The sequence below is a fragment of the Bacteroidota bacterium genome (assembly GCA_039821555.1).
Classification (GTDB): Bacteria; Bacteroidota; Rhodothermia; order Rhodothermales; family Rubricoccaceae; genus JBCBEX01.
On sequence record JBCBNX010000001.1, the window covers coordinates 112576 to 132031 of the forward strand.

General features: G+C 65.6%; 17 protein-coding genes, 1 other RNA gene and 1 pseudogene. 8 read left to right on the top strand and 11 right to left on the bottom strand.

Translation table 11 applies throughout. The features are described from left to right. Positions 1-163: 163 nt before the first annotated feature. On the top strand, positions 164-922 hold the full coding sequence (gene rlmB / locus AAFU51_00450) for a 23S rRNA (guanosine(2251)-2'-O)-methyltransferase RlmB (protein MEO1569717.1): 759 nt from the start codon (positions 164-166) through the stop codon (positions 920-922). Between the two features lie 11 nt (positions 923-933). On the opposite strand, the gene AAFU51_00455 is transcribed toward rlmB, so the two are convergent. The 4 genes from AAFU51_00455 to AAFU51_00470 form a co-directional block, all read right to left on the bottom strand. Further along, the gene (locus tag AAFU51_00455; GenBank protein ID MEO1569718.1) at positions 934-1182 is read right to left on the bottom strand and encodes a hypothetical protein; all 249 of its coding nucleotides are present in this window, start codon (positions 1180-1182) and stop codon (positions 934-936) included. A 593-nt stretch (positions 1183-1775) separates the two neighbouring features. Further along, positions 1776-2894: a lysylphosphatidylglycerol synthase transmembrane domain-containing protein gene (locus AAFU51_00460; protein ID MEO1569719.1), complete on the bottom strand. Its 1119-nt coding sequence runs from the start codon at positions 2892-2894 to the stop codon at positions 1776-1778. A gap of 71 nt (positions 2895-2965) precedes the next feature. Continuing rightward, the gene (locus tag AAFU51_00465; protein ID MEO1569720.1) at positions 2966-3586 is read right to left on the bottom strand and encodes an outer-membrane lipoprotein carrier protein LolA; all 621 of its coding nucleotides are present in this window, start codon (positions 3584-3586) and stop codon (positions 2966-2968) included. A 137-nt stretch (positions 3587-3723) separates the two neighbouring features. Next, positions 3724-4167 (bottom strand): Hsp20/alpha crystallin family protein, encoded by a 444-nt coding sequence (locus AAFU51_00470; GenBank protein ID MEO1569721.1) that lies wholly within the window; start codon positions 4165-4167, stop codon positions 3724-3726. Between the two features lie 185 nt (positions 4168-4352). Between AAFU51_00470 and AAFU51_00475 the strand changes: the two are divergent. After that, positions 4353-4781 (top strand): annotated as a pseudogene (locus AAFU51_00475) (putative molybdenum carrier protein). Between the two features lie 53 nt (positions 4782-4834). Here AAFU51_00475 and rnpB read toward each other — a convergent pair. The 3 genes from rnpB to AAFU51_00490 all read right to left on the bottom strand — a co-directional run bounded on the left by rnpB (position 4835) and on the right by AAFU51_00490 (position 6848). Next, positions 4835-5288, bottom strand: an RNA gene (rnpB, locus tag AAFU51_00480) — RNase P RNA component class A. A gap of 82 nt (positions 5289-5370) precedes the next feature. Beyond that, complete coding sequence (locus AAFU51_00485) at positions 5371-6135, bottom strand: hypothetical protein (protein MEO1569722.1); 765 nt, start codon at positions 6133-6135, stop codon at positions 5371-5373. A 296-nt stretch (positions 6136-6431) separates the two neighbouring features. Beyond that, positions 6432-6848 carry a GNAT family N-acetyltransferase gene (locus tag AAFU51_00490; protein MEO1569723.1) on the bottom strand — a complete coding sequence of 139 codons (417 nt, stop codon included), beginning with the start codon at positions 6846-6848 and terminating at the stop codon, positions 6432-6434. Between the two features lie 351 nt (positions 6849-7199). On the opposite strand from AAFU51_00490, the gene lysM reads away from it, so the two are divergent. Continuing rightward, complete coding sequence (gene lysM / locus AAFU51_00495) at positions 7200-7655, top strand: peptidoglycan-binding protein LysM (GenBank protein MEO1569724.1); 456 nt, start codon at positions 7200-7202, stop codon at positions 7653-7655. A gap of 28 nt (positions 7656-7683) precedes the next feature. On the opposite strand, the gene AAFU51_00500 is transcribed toward lysM, so the two are convergent. The 3 genes from AAFU51_00500 to AAFU51_00510 form a co-directional block, all read right to left on the bottom strand. Next, positions 7684-8130, bottom strand: a complete 447-nt coding sequence (locus tag AAFU51_00500) for a hypothetical protein (GenBank protein ID MEO1569725.1) — start codon at positions 8128-8130, stop codon at positions 7684-7686. A gap of 19 nt (positions 8131-8149) precedes the next feature. Beyond that, positions 8150-9898, bottom strand: a complete 1749-nt coding sequence (locus AAFU51_00505; protein ID MEO1569726.1) for a hypothetical protein — start codon at positions 9896-9898, stop codon at positions 8150-8152. A gap of 317 nt (positions 9899-10215) precedes the next feature. Beyond that, entirely contained in the window at positions 10216-10914 is a 699-nt protein-coding gene (locus AAFU51_00510; GenBank protein ID MEO1569727.1) for a gamma-glutamyl-gamma-aminobutyrate hydrolase family protein, read from the bottom strand. Between the two features lie 228 nt (positions 10915-11142). Between AAFU51_00510 and AAFU51_00515 the strand changes: the two genes are divergently transcribed. After that, a complete protein-coding gene (locus tag AAFU51_00515; protein ID MEO1569728.1) occupies positions 11143-11289 on the top strand; it encodes a hypothetical protein in 147 nt (48 codons plus the stop codon). A 36-nt stretch (positions 11290-11325) separates the two neighbouring features. Further along, complete coding sequence (locus AAFU51_00520; GenBank protein ID MEO1569729.1) at positions 11326-11850, top strand: siphovirus Gp157 family protein; 525 nt, start codon at positions 11326-11328, stop codon at positions 11848-11850. A 50-nt stretch (positions 11851-11900) separates the two neighbouring features. On the opposite strand, the gene AAFU51_00525 is transcribed toward AAFU51_00520, so the two are convergent. Then, entirely contained in the window at positions 11901-15161 is a 3261-nt protein-coding gene (locus AAFU51_00525; protein ID MEO1569730.1) for a two-component regulator propeller domain-containing protein, read from the bottom strand. Between the two features lie 553 nt (positions 15162-15714). Between AAFU51_00525 and AAFU51_00530 the strand changes: the two genes are divergently transcribed. The 3 genes from AAFU51_00530 to AAFU51_00540 all read left to right on the top strand — a co-directional run bounded on the left by AAFU51_00530 (position 15715) and on the right by AAFU51_00540 (position 19392). Beyond that, complete coding sequence (locus tag AAFU51_00530; protein ID MEO1569731.1) at positions 15715-17025, top strand: S8 family serine peptidase; 1311 nt, start codon at positions 15715-15717, stop codon at positions 17023-17025. A 129-nt stretch (positions 17026-17154) separates the two neighbouring features. After that, a complete protein-coding gene (locus tag AAFU51_00535) occupies positions 17155-17964 on the top strand; it encodes a metallophosphoesterase (protein ID MEO1569732.1) in 810 nt (269 codons plus the stop codon). 24 nt (positions 17965-17988) lie between these two features. Next, complete coding sequence (locus tag AAFU51_00540; protein ID MEO1569733.1) at positions 17989-19392, top strand: ATP-binding protein; 1404 nt, start codon at positions 17989-17991, stop codon at positions 19390-19392. Positions 19393-19456: the final 64 nt, after the last annotated feature.

Sequence of the window (19456 nt, forward strand, 5' to 3'; positions counted from 1 at the left end):
CGTGTTGCATCGGCATCGAGAAGGCGGACCGTGGCAGCTGAAAGAAGACGGCTCGATCGCACGGCTTGTCACCGGTCTCGCGCCAGCAGCGCGACCGCAACGAGTTGATGGGGATACGATACCTTGACAGCGACCTCCAACCCCTCCGTCTGCCACGCACGCTGTGAAGTCCCAAGTCATCGCCGGTCGCAACCCCGTTCGGGAAGCCCTCGCCCTAGACGACGGGCGGATCGAGAAGGTGTACGTCCAAAAAGGTGCCCAGGTCGGTGATGTGCGCGCCGCGGCGAAAGCCGTCCGTGTTCCTGTGCAAACGGTCCCGATTCAGAAGCTGGACCGCCTCGCCCCGCATGCCGTCCATCAGGGCGTTGTGGCAGTGGCCGCGCCGGTGTCCTATGCCGATGTCGCCGAGATGCTGCACAGCATTGCTCCTGATCGGGATGCCGTGAAGGCGACGAAGCCGATGCTCGTTGCGCTAGACGAGGTCGAGGACCCGCACAATTACGGTGCGATCCTCCGCAGCGCTCTGGCGGCAGGTGCAGCCGGGGTCCTCGTTCCGGAGCGGCGTATGGCTCCGCTCTCGGCCGTGACCGTGAAGGCAAGCGCGGGGGGGGCGTTGCGCTTGCCGATCGCACGCGTACCCAACCTAGCTGAGTCGCTCCTCGGACTTAAGGAGCGGAGCTACTGGGTCGCTGGGCTGGCAGGCGATCCGCAACCGGGTGAGCAAGCGGCTACGGTGTGGGCGTACGACTGGGACAGGCCGCTGTGCCTCGTGGTTGGCAACGAAGGGCGCGGCCTGCGGGACCGCGTTCGTAGCGTGTGCGATACGCTCATTTCGATCCCGATGCCCGGGCCGATGGAGTCACTCAACGCCTCTGTCGCAGCAGGCATCGCCCTGTTTGCAGCAGCCCGGGTGCGCGTCTAGCCTTCGCGTTCCTAGCGCTTGCGCAGCCCGTAGACGATCTTGCGGATCGTGTCAAACTGGAGGTACGGGTACTCCTCGCGGAGCTCTTCGATAGCCTCGTAGGCGGGCACATCCTCGGCACGCATGGCGCGAAAGCGGCGGCGGATCTGGAAGTCCCGGACGCCCTTCTCACTCAGCAGCTGGTGCTCGCTCAACAGCGCAAAGACTTCGGCGCTGATCAGGCCTTCGAGAGGGTTCCGGGAAGCGTTGTGGGGCATCATGACGGATGGTGAGAATGGTGGCAGGAGGGCACCAGAGGACTGGTCAACGATGGGCGACTTGCAGGGAACGAGCCGCAACAGACGATAGGCAGAGTCGCTCCGCCGCTCCTGTCATTGCTTGGTGAACGGTGAAAACCCTGGCTGAACGGGCTTCGCCTGCGTCCGAACGGAGCCGCGTTCGGCCCCCAGGCCAGCGTTCTACCTAGTCCCAGTGTGGCCCCGTGATGGTGCCGCGTCTGCTTCGCTGGCGTCGTGGGCCCACTCTAGCGCGCGGACGCGCACGCTGTCTCGACGGCGTTGCACGACGGCGCGAACGCCGACGGGACCAACTCCGACATCAGGCATCGCAGCCGTGACTTCGACCCACACCTGGCCAGTTCCGTCGGAGAGCAGCACGTGTAAATCCCCCTGTGCTTCGACGCGTCCAGTCAGGGAGACGAGCGTGGAGCGCTCAGCAAACTCTGGCACTTCCGCTACAGACGTGATCGTCACAGGCCACTCGTCGACGTCCGGTGGGAGTTCGTCGATGCAGCCGGTGTACAGGCATACGACGGCGCCAAGAGCGTAGGCCAGGGGCTTGATCCGCCACCGCCTCATTCCGCGTCAGCCGGGACATGCTGTGGAGGCTCGTCTGCTGGGGTCGCGTCCGGGTCCGTCTCGCTGGGGGGGGCGATAGAGGCGCCCTGAGCGAACAGACATAGGGCGCCGACTACCACAAGGAAGACAAGCTGCACTGCGTGCGTGAGGAGGGCGTAGGTCGCCGCGGGCGTCTCTGGGACGCCCAACAGGAGCGTCATGGTGACGATGATGGCGTAATGGTACGACCCGGTCCCGCCCGGCGACGGCAGAGCCATCCCAACAGCACCGAGCGCCACCATCGCCCAGGCGTCCAACAGGGTCAGCCCATAGGTGGAGGCGATCCCGATCATCTGCAGCGGGATGTAGGTCATCACAGCGTAGCAGATCCAGATCGCGGCGGTGGACCAGACGAGGCCGATTTTGTTGCGGACACGCACGAGGCTGCGTAGCCCTTCGCCGAAGCCGAGCAGCATTGCCTGGATCTTGCCGCCCGTCCCTGCGTGTCGCCTCGCGCGCCACCACCAAACGGCGCCCAGTGCCGCCGCTAGACCAAGCCCGCCGATCACCAGAAGCATGCCGCTCTGGGCACGCAGCCCCTCAACGACGGCCCGTGCCCCCCCTGCAAACTCGCCCAGCAGGGCGCCAAGTCGGCTCCAGAACAGAACCAGCACGCTGGCGAGCGCTGCCAGCAACACCACCACGTCCACCAGGCGCTCCACGACGACCGTGCCGAAGACCGACGCAAATCGATGGCGGGTCACTGCGGCCAGGTTCGCCGCACGCGCCGGTTCGCCGAGACGGGGGGCAGCCTGATTTACCATGTAGCCGATCATTGTGGCGTAGAACGCCTGAAGCGTCGAGGCTCGGGGCTTGGCTATATCGGTCGGAGTGCTGCGTGAAGACGTGTCGGGTTCTTCGGGGAGCACGTCGAGGAGCAGGCGCCAGCGCCAGGCACGGGCGTAGTGCGAGAGCAACGACACCGCCAGCAGGGGGACGAGCCACGCGTAGTCGGCCGTCCTCAGCGCTTCGCCGACGGCGCTGAAGTCGACGCCGCGCAACGCTACGAAAAGCAGGCCGCCTCCCAACACCAGGCTGCCGCCGAACGTGAGGACGGTCTTTAGGCGGGGTGACATGGGCCGGGTGCAGGTGTCAAAGGGGAGAGGCTACGCTGCGAGTGCAAGTCGGGCTAAGAGTGCAAGTCGGGCTAGGAGCGCAAATCGATGACATCGACTCCTCGCGGCACCCGGAACCTAAACTGGGTGTCGTCGAGGCGCGGGTTGAGTCGGATATCGGCAAGGGTGATCGTCACGGACTGGCCGAGGCTCTGGACCTCAACGCGGACGGGGACGCCATCTGACGCCCGGACGTAGAGCGTCGCAGCTTCGACCTCGTCCACCGGATTCTTCGGCGAGAGCGCGAGCACGTCCATGAGCACCTGGTTCCAGGTCGTGCGCTCGGTAACTTCGATATCGAAGCGCTCGGGGTAGCGAAGGAAGAGTTCGCCAGGGGAGAAGAAGGCCGGGTCGTCGGCCACACGGCTGATCAGCACCGTGTTGTCGGCCTCGGAGAAGGACCACGCGGTCTCGCCGTCGCTGACGATGGTTTGGCCAGGCAGTTCCACACGGAACTGATCCCCTTGCACCGTAAGGGTCCCCTCTAGCGTCTGGCCTCCGATTTCCTGGGAGAACGAGGCGCGTACCGCCGTGAGCGTCTGATACGTCCGGTCGATCCGATCCAAGACAGCCTGTGCGTCTGGGATCTGCGAGGAAGTCTGCCCAAAGGCAGGCGCCATGGTGAAGAGAAAAATGCCGACGAGCAGTCGCATGGAGGCGCTAGGAAATGGAAAAACCGCAACGCCACAAAAAACGCACGAACGCCCCGCCGGATTGCTCCGGTCGGGGCGTTCGCAGCGAATTCGACAGACCGCGCAGATAGACGGCGGCGGCGTATTCGGCTCGGTGCCTACTTCACCTCGATGCGGCGCGGCTTGCGCTCCTCTGCCTTGGGTAGGGTGACGGTCAGCACACCGTTCACGAATGAGGCGTCGATACCTTCGGGAGTGACGGCGTTGCCGACGCGAAAGGCGCGGAAGAACTTCCCGTAGGTCCGCTCGATGCGGTGGAACTGACCTGCTTCCTCGTTCTCAAACTGGCGCTCGCCGCTGATCTTCAGCTGCCCCTCGTCGAGGGTAATTGTCAGCGTGTCTTTGTCGATGCCGGGGAGGTCCAGCGAGAGGACGAACGCGTTGTCGTTCTCGGCGAGGTCTGCGCGTGGGCTCCACACAGCCGAGTCCGCCTCGGAGGTGTCGGCGCGGCGGTTGGGGTAGAAGTCGTCGAGCAGACGGCTCATCTCGCGACGAAAGCTGTCGAACTCGCGGGGCTGGGCGTAGCGTAGAAGCGTACTCATGGCTTAGCTTGGTCGTGGCTAGTGGTGTAAGTGGGCACGTGGGTGGAATGAGGCGTGTTGAAGCACAAATCCATCCATGTGGTTTGATTGTGCGGTTTCTCCTAGCTAAGCCCATGCCAGCATAGTTCGCGTGCCAACCTGTCAGTCCAAACCTAACTATAATCAAGCCTGTGATTCATCATGTCATGTCGGGCGGACAATCCGGCGTAGACCGTGCGGCCTTGGATGCCGCGATGGCAGCCGGGCTCCGCGTGGGTGGGTGGTGTCCGGTCGGGCGCCGCGCCGAAGACGGAGCCATCCCAGCGCAGTACCCGCTTCGTGAGACACCCTCCAAAGCCTACCGCGTCCGCACCCGCCTCAACGTGCGCGATGCCGAGGCAACGCTCATCGTGGCGCCCTTGCCTCTCGTCGGAGGGACAGCGTACACCGCCCGCGTTGCACAGAGGCTCAATGTGCCGGTGTTCCACTTGGCTATCAACGCCGCCTCCAACCCGCGGATACTGAATCTTGCCCCTGTGCGTGCTTGGTTGACCGAGCGACAGGTTACCGTGCTCAACGTTGCCGGCCCGCGAGAGAGCACGGTGCCAGGGATCTATGCGGTGGCGCGCGTTGTGCTCGCGCGCCTGTTCGAGGAGCAGCATATCGGGCCGAGCCCTGCCGCTTTCCACACGCGGGGCGGCGTGTAAGCCGAATTCTGTACCGGCGGCCCTGGTAGAGAGCCGTCGGCGACCGTCATCTATCTGCGACGCCCGTCGCCGGACGCCTGTAGCAGCCTACCCGCCACGCTGCGCACAGAGGCGCTCCCGCGAGCAGCGGTCGAAGCGTGGCTGTTTGGCTTTGCACCCCGTGAGGTTTGCCTAGCCGCCCCTGTCGCCAGGGACGCTGGTGGGCGCTTACCCCACCGTTTCACCCATCACCTGTGCGTGTAGGATCGTTGCCGATCCCGGGCACGCCATCGGCTGGTCTGTTCTCTGTTGCACGTGCTGTCGAGCCAGGCCCGGAGGCGCGGCCCGCCTTCCTGTTAGGAAGCACGGCGCTCTGCGGTGTTCGGACTTTCCTCCCCGGCGCCGCACGGGTCCCCGAAGGGGTCGGCTCGCCGAGGCGACGGTCCCGCCGCCCCGCGTGTGGAAAACGCTCTCGAAGTGAGAGCGGGCAGGCTCCTCAACGAAGCCTACCCGCTGTTCGTTTCACCGTTGGCCCTGGCTAGAAGTCCAGTTCAGCGACCGTTTCCTGGAAGAGGGCATCGTCGACGATGATGCGGCCGGTGTGCTCGCAGGGGATGATGCGGTTGCGCTGGCGGATCTCCACCTGGCGCTGCGGCGGCACCTGGAAGCCACCGGCGGCCCCGCGCTCGAGCGGTACCACGGCGCGGCCATCGCGCAGGCGGCTCCGTAGGCGCTCGTAGGCCTGGAAATAGCGCCCCTCGATAGCCTCGGCAGCCTCGTTGCGCTTCGCCTGGAAGCCCTCCTGCTCCTTCTTGGTGTCCTCGACGACTTGTTCGAGGTCGGCCTGCTTCTCCTTAAGGATGGACACTAGTTCTCCGAGGCGCTCTTCGGCACCGACGATGGCCTCCTTGTCGCGCTCAATCGTGGCGGTGAGCTCTTCCGTCTCCAGGTGTGCGGCGGTGATCTTCTGGCGCTGAGCCTCAATCTCCTTCGTGAGCGCGTCGTACTCGCGGTTGTTGCGGACTTGGAGCTGCTGCTCCTCGTACTTCTTGATCATGGCCTCGCTCTCAACGACATCGAGCGCAAGCTTTTTCTGGCGGGCCTCGCCCTCCATGATCTCGCGCTTGGCCTTGTCGATGCGCGTGGCAAGGCCGGCGCGTTCGTCTTCGAGGTCGCGGATTTCCTCAGGGAGGTCACCGCGCAGCTTCTCGATTTGGTCGATGCGGCTGTCGATGTATTGGAGGCGGATGAGCGCCTTCAACTGGTCCAGGATCGTGCTGGGGGCGTCGGTAGTCGCGGGCATGCGTGGGCAGGGTAAGCGGGAACAGCGATTGCAGCACAGTTGCACGCAGCACTGCGCGGCAAGATTCGCTAAAGACATGCGAAGCCGTTCGATGCAGAGTGTTGCGTGTATGCATGTGCTGGTGCGTAGTGACATTCAAGCCGAGGGCCGCTCACGGCTTCGATTCCGCTCCCGCTGCGTTCGACCCGCCGCCCGATCCTACAGGATCGCACGTTTCAGGATCGCACTCCTCATCCGCCTTGCGGCAACGAAATCGCTGCGGCGTGCGCGTCTGACCTGATGAATGTCACCACTCCCTAGCGAATCAGCACCATCATGACGTGAGGGATGCCGACCTCGTCAAACTCAGGGCCGACACGCTGGAACCCCATCGAGGCGTAGAAGTCGGCGAGGTGCGCCTGCGCGTGCATCGTAAAGCGGCGGCACCCAGCGGCTTCAGCATCTGCGAGCGTTTGGGCGACGAGGCCGCGACCCAAACCGCGTCCACGGTGCGAGCCGAGCACAGCAAACCGCTCCAACTTCGCTGTGGGACCGTCGGCCGTCTCCACCGTCCGCCACCGTGCTGTGGCCATTGGCTCGTCGTCAAGAAAGCCGAGCAGGTGCGTGGCCTCGGAGTCGAAGGCGTCCCACTCTTCTTCAGGGGGGCATGCTTGCTCGACGACGAACACCGCATGACGGATCTGTCGTGCGGCGTCCCACAGAGGCGAGGGCAAGCGAAATCGAGCGAAGTGCACGGTGGCAGTGTCGAGCGATCGTGTATCAAACAGCCAAGATCGGGAATAGACAGGGATGCGTCCTCAATCGTGCAGCGGCCGACCCCAAGCCCGAGCCTGCGCTCCGCCGTATCACTGACTAAGCTGACCAACTTCGCCTTGCTGACGACGTGGCTCCAGGCGACATGCGCGGGGCGCAGCCTTGCGCACTGGCTGATCGCTTGGGTTGGTGATCGTGCTCACGCTATCGGATTACCATAGTGGGCCCCGCTGCGTATACTTGCGTTCGCCTCGCGGATAGAGGCGCCACCCACTCGAACGCACTCCCTCATCAATCCTGTAGGTAGCCCCATGGGTCTGCTCGACTTCCTCAAAGACACCGGCGAGAAGCTCTTCGGCAAGGACAATCCGCAGCCGGAAGACGTAAAGACGATGCTCAACGACGACCTCCCTGGCGTCGAGATCACCGGCGTCATGATCAACGACGGGACCGTGTCGCTCCACGGCACCGCGGATTCCTATTCGACCAAGAACAAGGCGGTCCTCATGGCCGGCAACGTCAAGGGCATCGACAAGGTCAATGACGACAATCTCAAGGTGGACACCGGCGAGCCCGAAGCCCCGCCTGAGCCGGTCGTGGAGTACTACACCATCCAGAGTGGGGACTCACTCTCGAAGATCGCCAAGGCGAAGTATGGCGATGCAATGAAGTACCCGACCATCTTCGAGGCCAACAAGGAGGTGATCAAGGACCCGAACAAGATCTACCCCGGCCAGAAGATTGTCATCCCGAAGCTCGAAGCGTAAGCGCCGAGCACGACCGCCGTACTGGCCGTCAGTACAGCTTTTCGAGCCGCTCCCGTTCGCTCAGCGTCGGGGGCGGCTTTTTTTGCCAGTAGCTTTCCGCCTGGGGGTCTGGCCGCGTGAGGATGGGGCTGTCCAAAAACGTCCGGCGTCCCCAGCCAATCGGTAAGACGCCGAGGAAGAAAACCAGCGTCAGCAGGATCCGTGAGACGACGGCGCCGAGCGCGAGGGCTAGCAGCATCCACGCTTGGTAGACCGGCCGGAGCAGCATCGGTGTGAGTTGGCCGAGGACTACGAGCGCGCCGCCGAGGCTCGTGAGCGTAATGACGGCCGAGGTCCATGCCCAGCCGCGGCGCCACGCCACGACCAGTGCGATGCCGAGGACAACCGTGCCCACCACGCGTCCGAACGATCGCAGTGTGGCGCGGCCCGTGTCGAGCGAGCGCCACTCGGCGAGCAGAGCGCGGAGGACAGCCATGCGTAGAGACGGTGCTGTGCTAGTTACTTGCCACGTCGTCTGCGAACGGCAGGCCCGCTTCAGCGCCCATCACCGTGCTCACCGAGCCGACGAGGTCACGCCAAGCGCGGGTGCCCCAAACCTGGCTGTGGATGCGGATAATCTCTGCCTGGCGCTGGCGATACGCCGTCGGGGTGGCCTCCGCGAGAGCGTAGAACTGGCCCCGCAGCGTACGCAGCCGCGCAAGGTTTGACTCCGTGAAGCCGAACGCCGCGATGTCGGCAACGAGTCGGTCGTAGGCGTCGTCGGCCGCCGTGCGGTCGGCACCGCTCGTACGGAAGGCGTTCCGGTCGAAGACAAACGTGGCGGCTGGGTCGAGGAGGGTGCGGCCGGTCCGGGCCAGCAGGTCGGAGGCGCCAAGTGGGAGGAAGAACTGCACCGGAGCCTCACCGACGGCTGCGGTCAAGCTCAGGTTGCCCCGTGGGGGAACAGCGCCATCGTCGGAAGCCGGAAGGTCGATGTGCGGGTTGAGCGCGCGGAAGCGTTCGTAGGACGAGCCCAGGTCGGCGACCGTACTCCAGTCCAGGCGGTCGCTGTGCGCAGCGAGGCGGGCGAGTAAGTCCGCGAGGGTGATGCGCTCGCCGTCGATCAAGCGTACGCGCTCCGCTTCCAGCGTGTGTGTGGGGTCGATCAGTTCGTCCTCGGTGGCGCGGAGTGAACCGTACGCCTGTAAGACATACGCCCGCGAGTGGTTGCCGAAGCTCGACTGTCGCTTCACGCGTTCGAAGCCGTCAGTCACGCCCCACATGTACGCATCGACGACCGACTTGTGGTCGAGGGACCGACCCGCCTGCGACTGCATGTAGGCTTGGTAGAGCCGAAAGATGTTGCCCGGGCCAGTGTGGTAGGCCGAGATGCCCGGGATTTCATGGCCGACGCTGTTGACGTAGCCGCGCAGGAAGACGAACGCTGGTTCGAGCGTGAGTAGCGGGTGATGCTCCTCGCGCACATCGACGCGGCCCTCACCTGCGGGTAGCTGATAGCGACGGACATCGAAGCGCCGCAGCACATCCGGCATCATCTGATACCGCGAGCGTGCCCCGGCAGGGGAAACGAGCATGTCCTGGTTGAATGTCTCCACCGTGCCTATCTCCGTCGCGAGCAGGCTCAGCCCAAGTTGGTCGGCAAGGGCGATCTCATACTGGATTGTGCTCAGCTCGCGCGCCCGCGCCTCGGCGACCTGGTTGGCGTAGCCCCACCGGATCTTGACCTCCTCGCGCGGGACGCCCCGGCGGACATATTTGTCAACGAGTCGGCGCGTCTCGGTGCGACGCACCTGGTTGATACGGTCCCAGTTCGCCCAGCCGCTGTCTTCGTAGCGGGTCCGCTCGGCGACCAGTTCGTGCAACTCCAACGTCTCATTCGAGCGTCCGTCGAAGACGCGGATCGTAAAGTTGTCGTCCTGGCCCTGGCGCTTTTCGTACAGGTCGAGCAGTTGTCGAAACTCGCGGACCGACCGCGGTTGCTGGGCGAAGGACGCTTCGTTGGGGTCGGCTAGGAAGACACTCGCTGCTACCGCCGGGTACATCTGGTCCGGATGCAGAGGTAGGCCGCTGAACATGAACGGACTGTCCGGGTCGAAACCGATCAGCGGGAGCGGCTCGTCGTCGTCGTCCTCGAAGATGCCATCCTCGCCCAGGTTCGCAGCGAGGGCCGCGCTCAGGTCAAACTGGCCGAAGTGCGCCGCGAAGGCCCCGATGCCGACCAACAGCCCCAGCACGATGAGCACCAGAGGCAGGCTAATCGAGGGAGCCGATGCAGAGGGGTCCGGGGACGCGGCGGACGATGGGACGGAAGCGTCAGGAGATGGGGCGTCCGAAGGCGCGGGAGCGTCGTGGTGCATGCGGAAGGAGAAGGAAAGGGCAGGCGAGCGGGTCGGGAGGGCTATCCTGCTGGCAGAAATCTACGCGAATCCTCCAGCGTTCGTACGTGCAAATTCAGTACCGAGCCTAAAAAACGGAGCCGAAACGGCATGCTCTCCGAGGTGATTCGTGGACGGCAGAGCGATCCAGTCCGTTCCCGCGCTCTGCGAGGCTGCACGGTGGGCTAGACAGCACCAGCAGCGCGCCGGACCACGTGTGCGAAGAGTGGGGCCCCGACCGCGCCGAGTCGCTCGGGATGGTACTGGACACCGAGCAGTCGCCCGTCGTCTCCTTCCAACGCCTCAACGACACCGTCTGGTGCGTAGCCTGTCGCCACCAATCCGTCCCCGCACGTTGCCACGGCTTGTAGGTGCCGGGTGTTGACCTCCACCTGCTCGCCGAGCACGTCCGCCATGGTCGAACCGCTCGCATGCTCCACGGCGTGCATGGTCCCGCCACGTTTCACGCTGTGCGCGGCTGTTCCTGTGCGTTGCCGCTGGACATCGGCGTAGATCGTCCCGCCGAGAAGCGCGTTCATCAGCTGCATCCCGTAGCAAATACCCAACACGGGCTTCGAGGTGGCAAGAAAGCGCTGAAGAAGCGCCTGGTCAGCAGCCTCCCGGATCGGGTGCGTCGGGTCGATGTCGGTCGGAAGCGTCGGGCAAGCACGGTCGGTGACGAGCCCGTGCACGACGGCGGGACCACCCGTCACCACGAGGCCATCGAGCAGTGACACGTAGCGGTCGGCCATCGCCCGCACATCGCCAGCCATGGGGACGATGACGGGGACGCCGCCCGCCGTCTCGACGGCACGCACATAGGCCGAGTCAAGGCGCTGCTCGCCGTCGTTGAGAGAGGTGGTGATGCCGATGAAGGGCGCCATATGTAGGAACGCAGTCCGCGTCGAAACCAGAGGAAATGCGAAGGCAGGAAGGAGAAAAGTAGCGCCGGAAGCGCTGACAGATTAATTCGACGTAATGGAAGCGGTTGCGCGGGGCCGTCAGCGGATCCGACACGGAGGAGGTGCCGGTTCGGGTGACTCGCTCGCATCGTCCCGCACCCGGGTCCGCGACCCGACGGCGATGCACCTGTGCCATCCACCCAGTTCTGCATGAACACCCTGCACCACACCCTCCACACCGTCGTCCGCGAAGTGACCAGTCAGGCACGCCGCATCCAGCTTATCGGCCTGCCGACCGTCTTCACCTTGCTCCCACCCTCCACCGTGTCTCGCGAGGACGAGGAACGCGTAGGTTAGGTGCACCCGCATCGTACTAGCTACGCCTCTCGACCCGTGCCCGACCCAGTCCGTCCGCTCAACCTGTACGACCTCGACGCCGACCTCGCTGACCTCGAACGCGAGTTGGTGGAAGCCGGGGGGGAGGTCGACGACGAAACCGAGGCTCGGCACAACGCGCTCCTCGATGCCCGCGAGGACAAGATCGAAGCGTGTGTGGCTGTGATCCGTCGACTGAGTGTGAGCGCGGAGGCCATCGAAGCGGAGCGCAAGCGGCTGCAGAGTGCCGAGCGCGCCCTCAAGAACTCGGCGCAGCGGATGAAGGACCGCCTTCTCGACTCGATGCAGCGGCGGGGCGAGACGCAGCAGCAGACACGTCTGGGCACGGTCCGCGTCCAGCAGGCTTCGCGCCGAGCGGTGGAACTACGCGTGGACGTGGACGACCTCCCCGACCATTTCGTCAAGGTCCGCCCACCAGAGGCCGACCTCAGTGCATTGCGCGAGGCCCTGGACTCGGGCGACGAGGAGGCCGCGACCCTCGCTGAACTCGCGCCAGCCACCTCCTACGTGCGGATCTACTAAACGCGCTCAGACGCCTGCTTGGGGAGCCTCGGGTGCGCTATGTCGACCGTCTAAGGCTGGGGGCTCGTCGTCTCGTCCATCTTGTGCGTCTGCAGCGTATAGGCCGGTACAGCACGCTCGATGCCTTTCAGCTGGTAGGCCTTTTCTCCTGCGTAGGGGAAGGCCGCCTTCGTAAGCGCGTAGACAGGGAACGAGACGAGCGCTTGGCCTGGCGTGCAGGCACCCTCGAGGCGGGCCGCCAAGTTCACCCCCTGGCCAATGGCGGTGTACTCCACTAGGTCTTCCGAGCCGAAATTGCCCACCATGACCTCGGCCTGGTTGACGCCGACACGAAGGTCAAGGCTTGCCGGAAGATTCGCCGCCGCCCACTGTCTGCGCAGGCGACGAAACACGTGCTGCATGGCGGCCGCGCACTGCACGGCCTGCCGCGCTTGTTCCTCCGGTGGCATCTGGTCGGCTGCGCCGAAGAGGGCCATGATGCCATCGCCCATGAACTTGTCGAGCGTGCCGCCGTGGTCTTCGATGAGGGCGACCATCTCGGTGAGGTAGGCGTTGAGCATCCCCGTGACCACGCCTGGGTCGGTCGTGTCCGAGAAGCGGGTGAAGCCCTTGAGGTCGGAGAACAGGACCGTGACGCGCTTCCGTTCGTTGACGACGCTCACGTCTTCGTCGGCCGTGAGGATGCGGTCCACGACCTTCTTGGAGAAGAACTTCCGGAGCCGCGAGCCGCGCACGATCTCTGCGAGCTGGTCGCGAACGCGCTCTTCTAGCTGCTCGTTGAGTTCGCGGAGCTCGCCCGCCTGCTCCTCGATCACAGACTTCTGCAACTCGACGCGTTCTTTCTCCTCGGCAAGTTCGCGGGTCCGCTCTGTGACGACGTGTTCGAGGTGCTCCGCACGACGGCGCAGTTGGCGCACGCGGATGGCGAAGCCGCCGTAGAGCACGGCGACGCCAAGCAGGAGACACACCACGAAGAACCAGGTGGTCTGGTAGAAATAGGGCTGCAGGGTGAACGAGACGGAGGCGCCTAGGTTGTTCCAGACGCCGTCGTTGTTCATGGCCTGCACGCGAAACGTGTAGGTGCTGGGCCGCAAGTCGGTGTAGAACGCCTGCCGTCGTGCTACCGGCTCACTCCAGGTGTCGTCGCGGCCGTCGAGGCGATAGCGATAGCGCACATCGGCTGGCGCGAAGAACGACAGCGCGGCGAAGTCGAACTCGAACTCGCGGCTACCGGAGGGCAGCGACAGGGTGCCCGCGCGTGCCGCCCCGAGCGGCTGAGGCGCTCCGCCCACGAGCACCCGCTGCACCGCAACAGGAGGCGCGACTCGGTTCGACGGTAGCGCCGACGGATCGAGCACGACAACGCCGTCGATGGTGGGAAACCATAGCCGTCCATCGGACGCCTGCAGTGCAGCGGGGCCGACACCACCTGTGCCCTCAGCGTTGCGGGCACCGTCGGCCACACCAAGAATGTCAGGGTCAAGGCGGACGCGCCCGTCTCCGTCTGGAAGAAGGTCCGCGCGGAGCAGATGGGCAAGGCCCCGGTCAGTGTTGACCCAAAGCGCGCCCGTGTCGTCGTCAAGCAGGCTCAAGATGCCGTCGGAGGGGAGGCCCTCCCGCGTGGAGAAGGTGGCGAAGGAGGGCACGCCGTCGTCACCGATGCAGCGGCGTGAGAGGCCGCCGCCGTAGGTCCCGATCCACAGGCACCCATCGCGGCTTGCCAGGAGGTCCAGCACGAGGTCGTGGCTGAGCCCGTCGTCGGTGGTGATGGTTTCTGCGACCGTCGGTAGGCCGTCCCGGACCTCGATCCGGCTGAGGCCGCCGCCGTAGGTCCCCGCCCAGAGCACGCCAGCGTTGTCTTCCTCGAAGGTGTTGACCGAGGAGCGACCGAGCCCGTCGGCTTCGGTGAGCACGCCGGGGAGCAGGCGCTCGCCGCGGGCGCGCACGATCCCGGCATCGGTGCCGATCCACAGCGTCCCGTCGCTTGCCTCAAAGAGAGCGAGCACCCACGGGTCCGGCAAGCCGTCGTCCATGGTGAAGGACGCGCATCGCCAACGGCCCGCCTCTGCGCTGGGAGGGCGAGCGCAGCGGGCAAGGCCGTCGCCGTTGGTGCCCACCCACAGCGTCCCGTCGCGCGTCTCGACGACCGCGTTCACAAAGTCACTCGCGAGGCCTGACGGACCGTCGGCGCGGAGCGTCTCCACCACCCGGCCGTCCTCGATTCGGCTCACGCCGCCCCCGTCGGTGCCTACCCAGACGCGTCCGCGGCGCCCCTCGGCAATCGAGTAGGCGACGGCCGCCTCTAGCCCCTCTGGCTCTCCGAACGGCGTCATCTTGGCGTCCCGTAGGTGGACAAGGCCTGTGCCGAGCACGCTCACCCACAGCCCGCCTTCGTGATCCAGCAGCAACGAGCCGATAGCACGCACCGCCTCGCCTGCAGTCTCCGTCAGCCGGTCTAGCTCAGGCCCGTCGTCGTCCCTCCATCGGAAGAGCCCATCGCCATCGGTGCCGATCCACAGAGAGCCCGCCGTGTCAAAGACCAGGTCGGCGATGCGCGCGGCGGACAGTTGAGGGATCGGCGTGGCGGTGCGCGGCTGGGTGCCGCTCAGGTCGAGCCGGGCGAGGCCGTCCAATCCGCCAACCCACAGGCGCTGCGGCGCTTGGGGATCGAGAGCGAGCGCGAGGACCGGGGCAGCCAGGTTATCGCCAAGGTGGTCATAGGTCGTCACGCTGCGGCCATCGAACCAGGCGAGGCCAGCGCCCGTGCCGATCCACACGCCGTCGCGACCGTCTGCATCGGTCGCGGGCAGGAGGACGCCAACGTAAGGGTCCGCTAGTCCCTCCGAGCGGCATGTGAAGGCGGGCACGTCGGCGGAGAGTGCGCTCCAGCAGAGGCCCGCCTCGGTGCCTACCCAGAGCTGCGCGTCAGTCGCCGCCAGAGCGAAGATCGAAGCGGAAGGAAGGCCGTGGGTGGTGTCGAAGACAGCGAGCTCGCCGTCGGGTAGAAGCCGAGCGAGCCCATCGCTCGTGCCGATCCAGAGGGCTCCCGCCGCATCTCCAGTAAGAGCGTTGGCGTTATTCGAACGGAGCGAGGGGTGCGTGCGCGTGGAGATGGTCTCGAACGCGACCCCGTCAAAGCGGCCGACTCCAGCCAGGGTGGCGGCCCACACATAGCCGTCCGTAGACTGGGCGAGCGCGTCCACATTGCTCTGCGGAAGCCCGTCGTCGCTTGTCCACGGCGTGGCACGGTACTGTGAGGGGAGCTTGTCAGGGCTGAGCAGGTTGGTGCGTGGCTGGGCCGAGGTCGGCATGGGCTGCCCTGCCAGATCCGGAGCGAGCGCGACTGCTCCAAGCGTGAGCAGAGCCCCAGCCCACCCGAAGCCCCGCCACAGGAAATACCACACCCAAACCCGACCAGCGCGGGCGGGTTGGTGGACAGGCAATACGGGGCAGCAGTGCACGACGCGAGGCGAAAGGCTCCTAGATCAACGATCGGGAGGACAAGGACGATGCCGATCCCGACCGAGGGCTAGGGATCGTCGTCTTCGCATCCGATGGGCTCTTGAGAACTTGGGAGGGCGCTCGACTCGGCCAACGCATGCGAGAACGATGTGGCCGCCGTGCACAATTCTACCCTCATCGTTTCAAAACACCGTACACCAGCGCTCTACAGGGCGATATCACTTCGAGACTGGCGGGTTTCAAAGCGAGACCCTCCAGAGCAGACGTTCCAAACGGTGCGAGTAAATGGCGGATACGGGGCCTGGTGCGACCGGCTACCCCTCAGCGCGAGAGACAGGCCAGACGCTTGCGAGAGAGGTGGAGTGAGTTGCTCCGCAATCCCCCTACTACCACACCACAGATATGCGCCCCCTACACGCAGTACGTCTGTTCCTCATCGGTGGTCTGCTTGTCGCGGTCGGCTGCGACATGGCAAGCATCGAACCCCAAACTGAAGCGCTCGCGTCCACGTCGAAACTGCGCCACTGGGACCTGCTCGATCGCACCGATGCGTCCGGCACGAGCCCCGTGTTGCGCGCGTTCTCCAGCGCCGAGCAGGACTCCGTCGGTGTCATGGTCACGTTCGAAGACGGGACCAACGTGGACCAAGCCGAGGCCGAGCTCGATCAGGTCTTCGGCACCCTGGCTGTGCGCGGTCGCAAATACTACCGCGATGGATTCGAAGGTGCTGCCATCGTCGTGTCAGCCGACGATGTGAATGCGCTCATCAATGTGCTCCAGGGCACGCCCTACGTCAAGTTCATCGAGCCCGACGTGCCGCTCGTGTTCGACTTCGAGGAGGCCCTGGTCGACCTCAGCGAGTCCAGCGGTCAGGTTACGCCGTGGCAGGTCTACACAGCGAACGCCCACAAGGGCCCGGCGAAGGCTGGCAACGGCCGCGGCAGCGTGGACGTCGACCTGTTCATCATCGACACGGCCATCGAAGACAACCCCGACTTAAACATCGTCGAGGCGATCCGCATCCACGAGGGCGCGACGACGTTCGACCCCACGCACGGGACCCACATCGCGGGCATCGCCGCGGCGAAGGACAACGACTTCGGCATCGTCGGTGTCGCTCCCGGAGCGCGCATCCACTCGCTCGACGTGATCGGCCCGGAGGGCTTCGCGCTCATGTCAGACCTCGTGACGGCCGTGGAGCACGTGATCGCGTTCAAGACGAGCAATCCCGACAAGCCGGTCGTGCTCAACATGAGCGTCGGTGCGGACGTGGGCACCGAGGACTACAACGCCCTGGACGAGGCGGTGCAGCACGCGATCAATCTGGGCGTGACCGTCGTGATTGCGGCGGGCAATACGGGCTCGGACGCCCGCTTCTATTCGCCCGCGCATGTCGAAGACGCGATCACGGTCGGTGCAGCGATGGGCTTCGGGATGTACGCGCCCTTCTCGAACTACGGCGACCGCATCGACATCGTAGCGGTGGGCGTGGACGTGCTCTCGTCCGTAGCACAGGGGCAGTTCGCTGAGATCGATGGCACCTCGCAGGCCACTCCGTCGGTGTCGGGCGCGGCCCTGACGTACCTCTGGGAGAACCCGGGCGCGTCGCCCGCCGAGGTGCGGGAGCAGCTTGTACGAAACGCGCTCAATTCGATCTGGCGCCACGGTCTGCCGGCAGGCACGACGCGCAAGGGCGTGTATATCCCCCAGTGACGCTCGCGCAGCGGGCCAAGCCATGCGCCACGGGCACGGCAGGGGCAGGCCGCGCGGCTTGGCCCTGTTTTTGTCTGAGGACGGGGTCCACTCCGCGCCTTCCGCGACGGAGGGCAGCCCTGTGTCCCCTTGATCGTACTTCACCTTACCGATCTGCACCTGTTCGCTGATCCGCGTCGCACCTTGATGGGGTGGGAGACCGAGGCGTCGTTTGAGACGGTGCTCGCCGCTGCGCTCGCCGAGCGCCGCCCCGACGCCGTCATGTTGAGCGGCGATCTCGCGCAGGACGGGTCGCCGAAAGCCTACGCGCGCCTTGCCCTGCGGCTGCGCCCGCTGGGATGTCCGTGCCTCTGGCTCCCCGGCAATCACGACCACGCCGAGGCCATGGCCGCCGCGTTCGCTCCGTTCCCTTGGATGCGTGGTGGCACCCTGGACCTGGGCCGAGGCGGGGCAAACCAGCGCGATGCCTGGCGCATTGTGACGGTGGACTCGAGCGTACGCGACGGTGATCACGGTGGCCTCTCGGCCTGCGACCTGCAGCGGCTCGACGCAGCGCTACGGGCCGCGCCCGGACGCCGGACCCTCGTCACGCTGCACCATCCGCCCGTTGCCGTCGGCGCCGCCTGGCTCGACGCCATCGGACTGCACGACGCCGCCGCGTTCTGGCGCGTCCTCGACCGCCACCCACACGTCGAAGCGGTGCTCTGCGGACACGTGCACCAACAACTAGACGTGACGCGCTCGGGCCCGAGCGGACGCGCCGTCCGCGTGATGGCCACTCCGGCGACGTGTTTCCAGTTTGCCCCCGGCACCTTTGACTTCGGCCTCGACGACCAGCTGCCGGGCTACCGCTGGGTTCACCTCGACGGTCCGTTCCGCACGGTCCTCCGTCGCGTTGCCGTCGCCACCGCGTGTCTGCCCACAGCAGCCGGCTACTAACTCCTGCACCGAACCACCGGGACTATGTCTACCCACGATTTCATGCCATTCAGCTTCGATGACGTTGCCTTAGAAGAGGAGGCAGGCGCTGTTGGGGTAGTAGAAGGCGATGCTTCAGCAGCAGGAGAAGCCGCAGGGGAAGCTACCGCTGAGCACGCCGAAGGCCTGCTCTCTGTCTCTGACCTCCGACAGCTGCTCGACATCGTTTCTCAACTCAATGCGGTCGGGGACCCCCAGGCCCTCCTGACCTCGATCATCGAGACGGCGGCGGACCTGTTGGAGTGCGACGCTGCCTCGCTACTGCTTTACGACGACGCGACCGACCGTCTGCGCTTCGTGGCCGCGACCGGTTCGGATGCAGCTACGCTCGCAGAGATCCCGGTGCCGCTCTTCGGGAGCATCGCGGGAGCCATCTTCCGCGAGGGGCGCGTCGTCAACACGGCTCGTGCGCAGGACGACGAGCGCCATTACGGCGACGTTGGCAAGAAGGTCAACTTCCAGACGCAGTCGCTCCTGGGCGTGCCGATGCACATCGAAGGGCAGGTCGTGGGCGTACTCGAAGCGCTCAACAAGCGCGCGGCCGACGGCGGGCCCCGTGACTTCGACCGGCGCGACGAGCACCTGCTGGCGCTCCTAGCCGACCAGACCGCCGTCACCATCCGCAACGTCCGCCAGCGCACCGCCCTGCGCGACGCCTACGACCGCCTGGCACAGATCGAGGCGATGAAGAGCAACTTCGTCACGCTCACCTCGCACGAGCTGCGGACGCCGCTCGCCACGATCCGCGGCTTCGCCTCGATCCTGCGCGACGACGCCGAGGACGAGACGACACGCACCCACGCGGCCGTCATCGTCGAGTCGGCCGAGCGTATGGGGCAAGTCGTCGACGTGATGGGCGAACTCAACGAGCTGCGGATTGGTCGGACGCTGCCGTCGATGCGGTTCGTCCGAGCAAGCCGCATGCTGCGGAAAGCCCGAGCCTCGGTGGAGCCTCACGCAGCCATGAAAGAGCAGACGGTCACCGTCGAGCCACCTGATGCCGACCTGCACGTCTACGCGGAGCCGGAAAAGCTGGAGCGCGCACTGCAACACCTGGTCACCAACGCCGTCACGTTTACGCCCGACGGCGGCTCGGTGAGCCTGCGGGCCGTTGCCGCGGACGGTGGTGTGCTCTTCCAGGTCACCGACACGGGCTGTGGGCTGGCCGACGAGCAATTGGAAGCGGTCTTCCGGGAATACTACCAGGTCGAGCAGGCGCTTACCCGTACGCACGGCGGTCTCGGCCTCGGCTTGACGGTCGCGCGCGGCATCGCCGAGGTGCACGGCGGCCGCGTCTGGGCCGAGAGCGAAGGCCTCGGGCACGGCTCGACGTTCTCGCTTTGGCTCCCTACGTCTAGCACGTCGGCTACCAATTCGGCGGTCGCCTAGCTACCGGGCCGCAAAAGTGGGCGAAGGACGACGATGTACCTTCGGGGATTGTTCGCTGCTACTT

What these genes read in the sequence shown, in the direction of transcription:
- AAFU51_00455 (MEO1569718.1), bottom strand. Translation starts at nt 1,182, where the DNA reads ATGATGCCCCACAACGCTTCCCGGAACCCTCTCGAAGGCCTGATCAGC.
- AAFU51_00460 (MEO1569719.1), bottom strand. Translation starts at nt 2,894, where the DNA reads ATGTCACCCCGCCTAAAGACCGTCCTCACGTTCGGCGGCAGCCTGGTG.
- AAFU51_00465 (MEO1569720.1), bottom strand. Translation starts at nt 3,586, where the DNA reads ATGCGACTGCTCGTCGGCATTTTTCTCTTCACCATGGCGCCTGCCTTT.
- AAFU51_00470 (MEO1569721.1), bottom strand. Translation starts at nt 4,167, where the DNA reads ATGAGTACGCTTCTACGCTACGCCCAGCCCCGCGAGTTCGACAGCTTT.
- AAFU51_00485 (MEO1569722.1), bottom strand. Translation starts at nt 6,135, where the DNA reads ATGCCCGCGACTACCGACGCCCCCAGCACGATCCTGGACCAGTTGAAG.
- lysM (MEO1569724.1), top strand. Translation starts at nt 7,200, where the DNA reads ATGGGTCTGCTCGACTTCCTCAAAGACACCGGCGAGAAGCTCTTCGGC.
- AAFU51_00500 (MEO1569725.1), bottom strand. Translation starts at nt 8,130, where the DNA reads ATGGCTGTCCTCCGCGCTCTGCTCGCCGAGTGGCGCTCGCTCGACACG.
- AAFU51_00510 (MEO1569727.1), bottom strand. Translation starts at nt 10,914, where the DNA reads ATGGCGCCCTTCATCGGCATCACCACCTCTCTCAACGACGGCGAGCAG.
- AAFU51_00515 (MEO1569728.1), top strand. Translation starts at nt 11,143, where the DNA reads ATGAACACCCTGCACCACACCCTCCACACCGTCGTCCGCGAAGTGACC.
- AAFU51_00525 (MEO1569730.1), bottom strand. Translation starts at nt 15,161, where the DNA reads ATGCCGACCTCGGCCCAGCCACGCACCAACCTGCTCAGCCCTGACAAG.
- AAFU51_00530 (MEO1569731.1), top strand. Translation starts at nt 15,715, where the DNA reads ATGCGCCCCCTACACGCAGTACGTCTGTTCCTCATCGGTGGTCTGCTT.
- AAFU51_00540 (MEO1569733.1), top strand. Translation starts at nt 17,989, where the DNA reads ATGTCTACCCACGATTTCATGCCATTCAGCTTCGATGACGTTGCCTTA.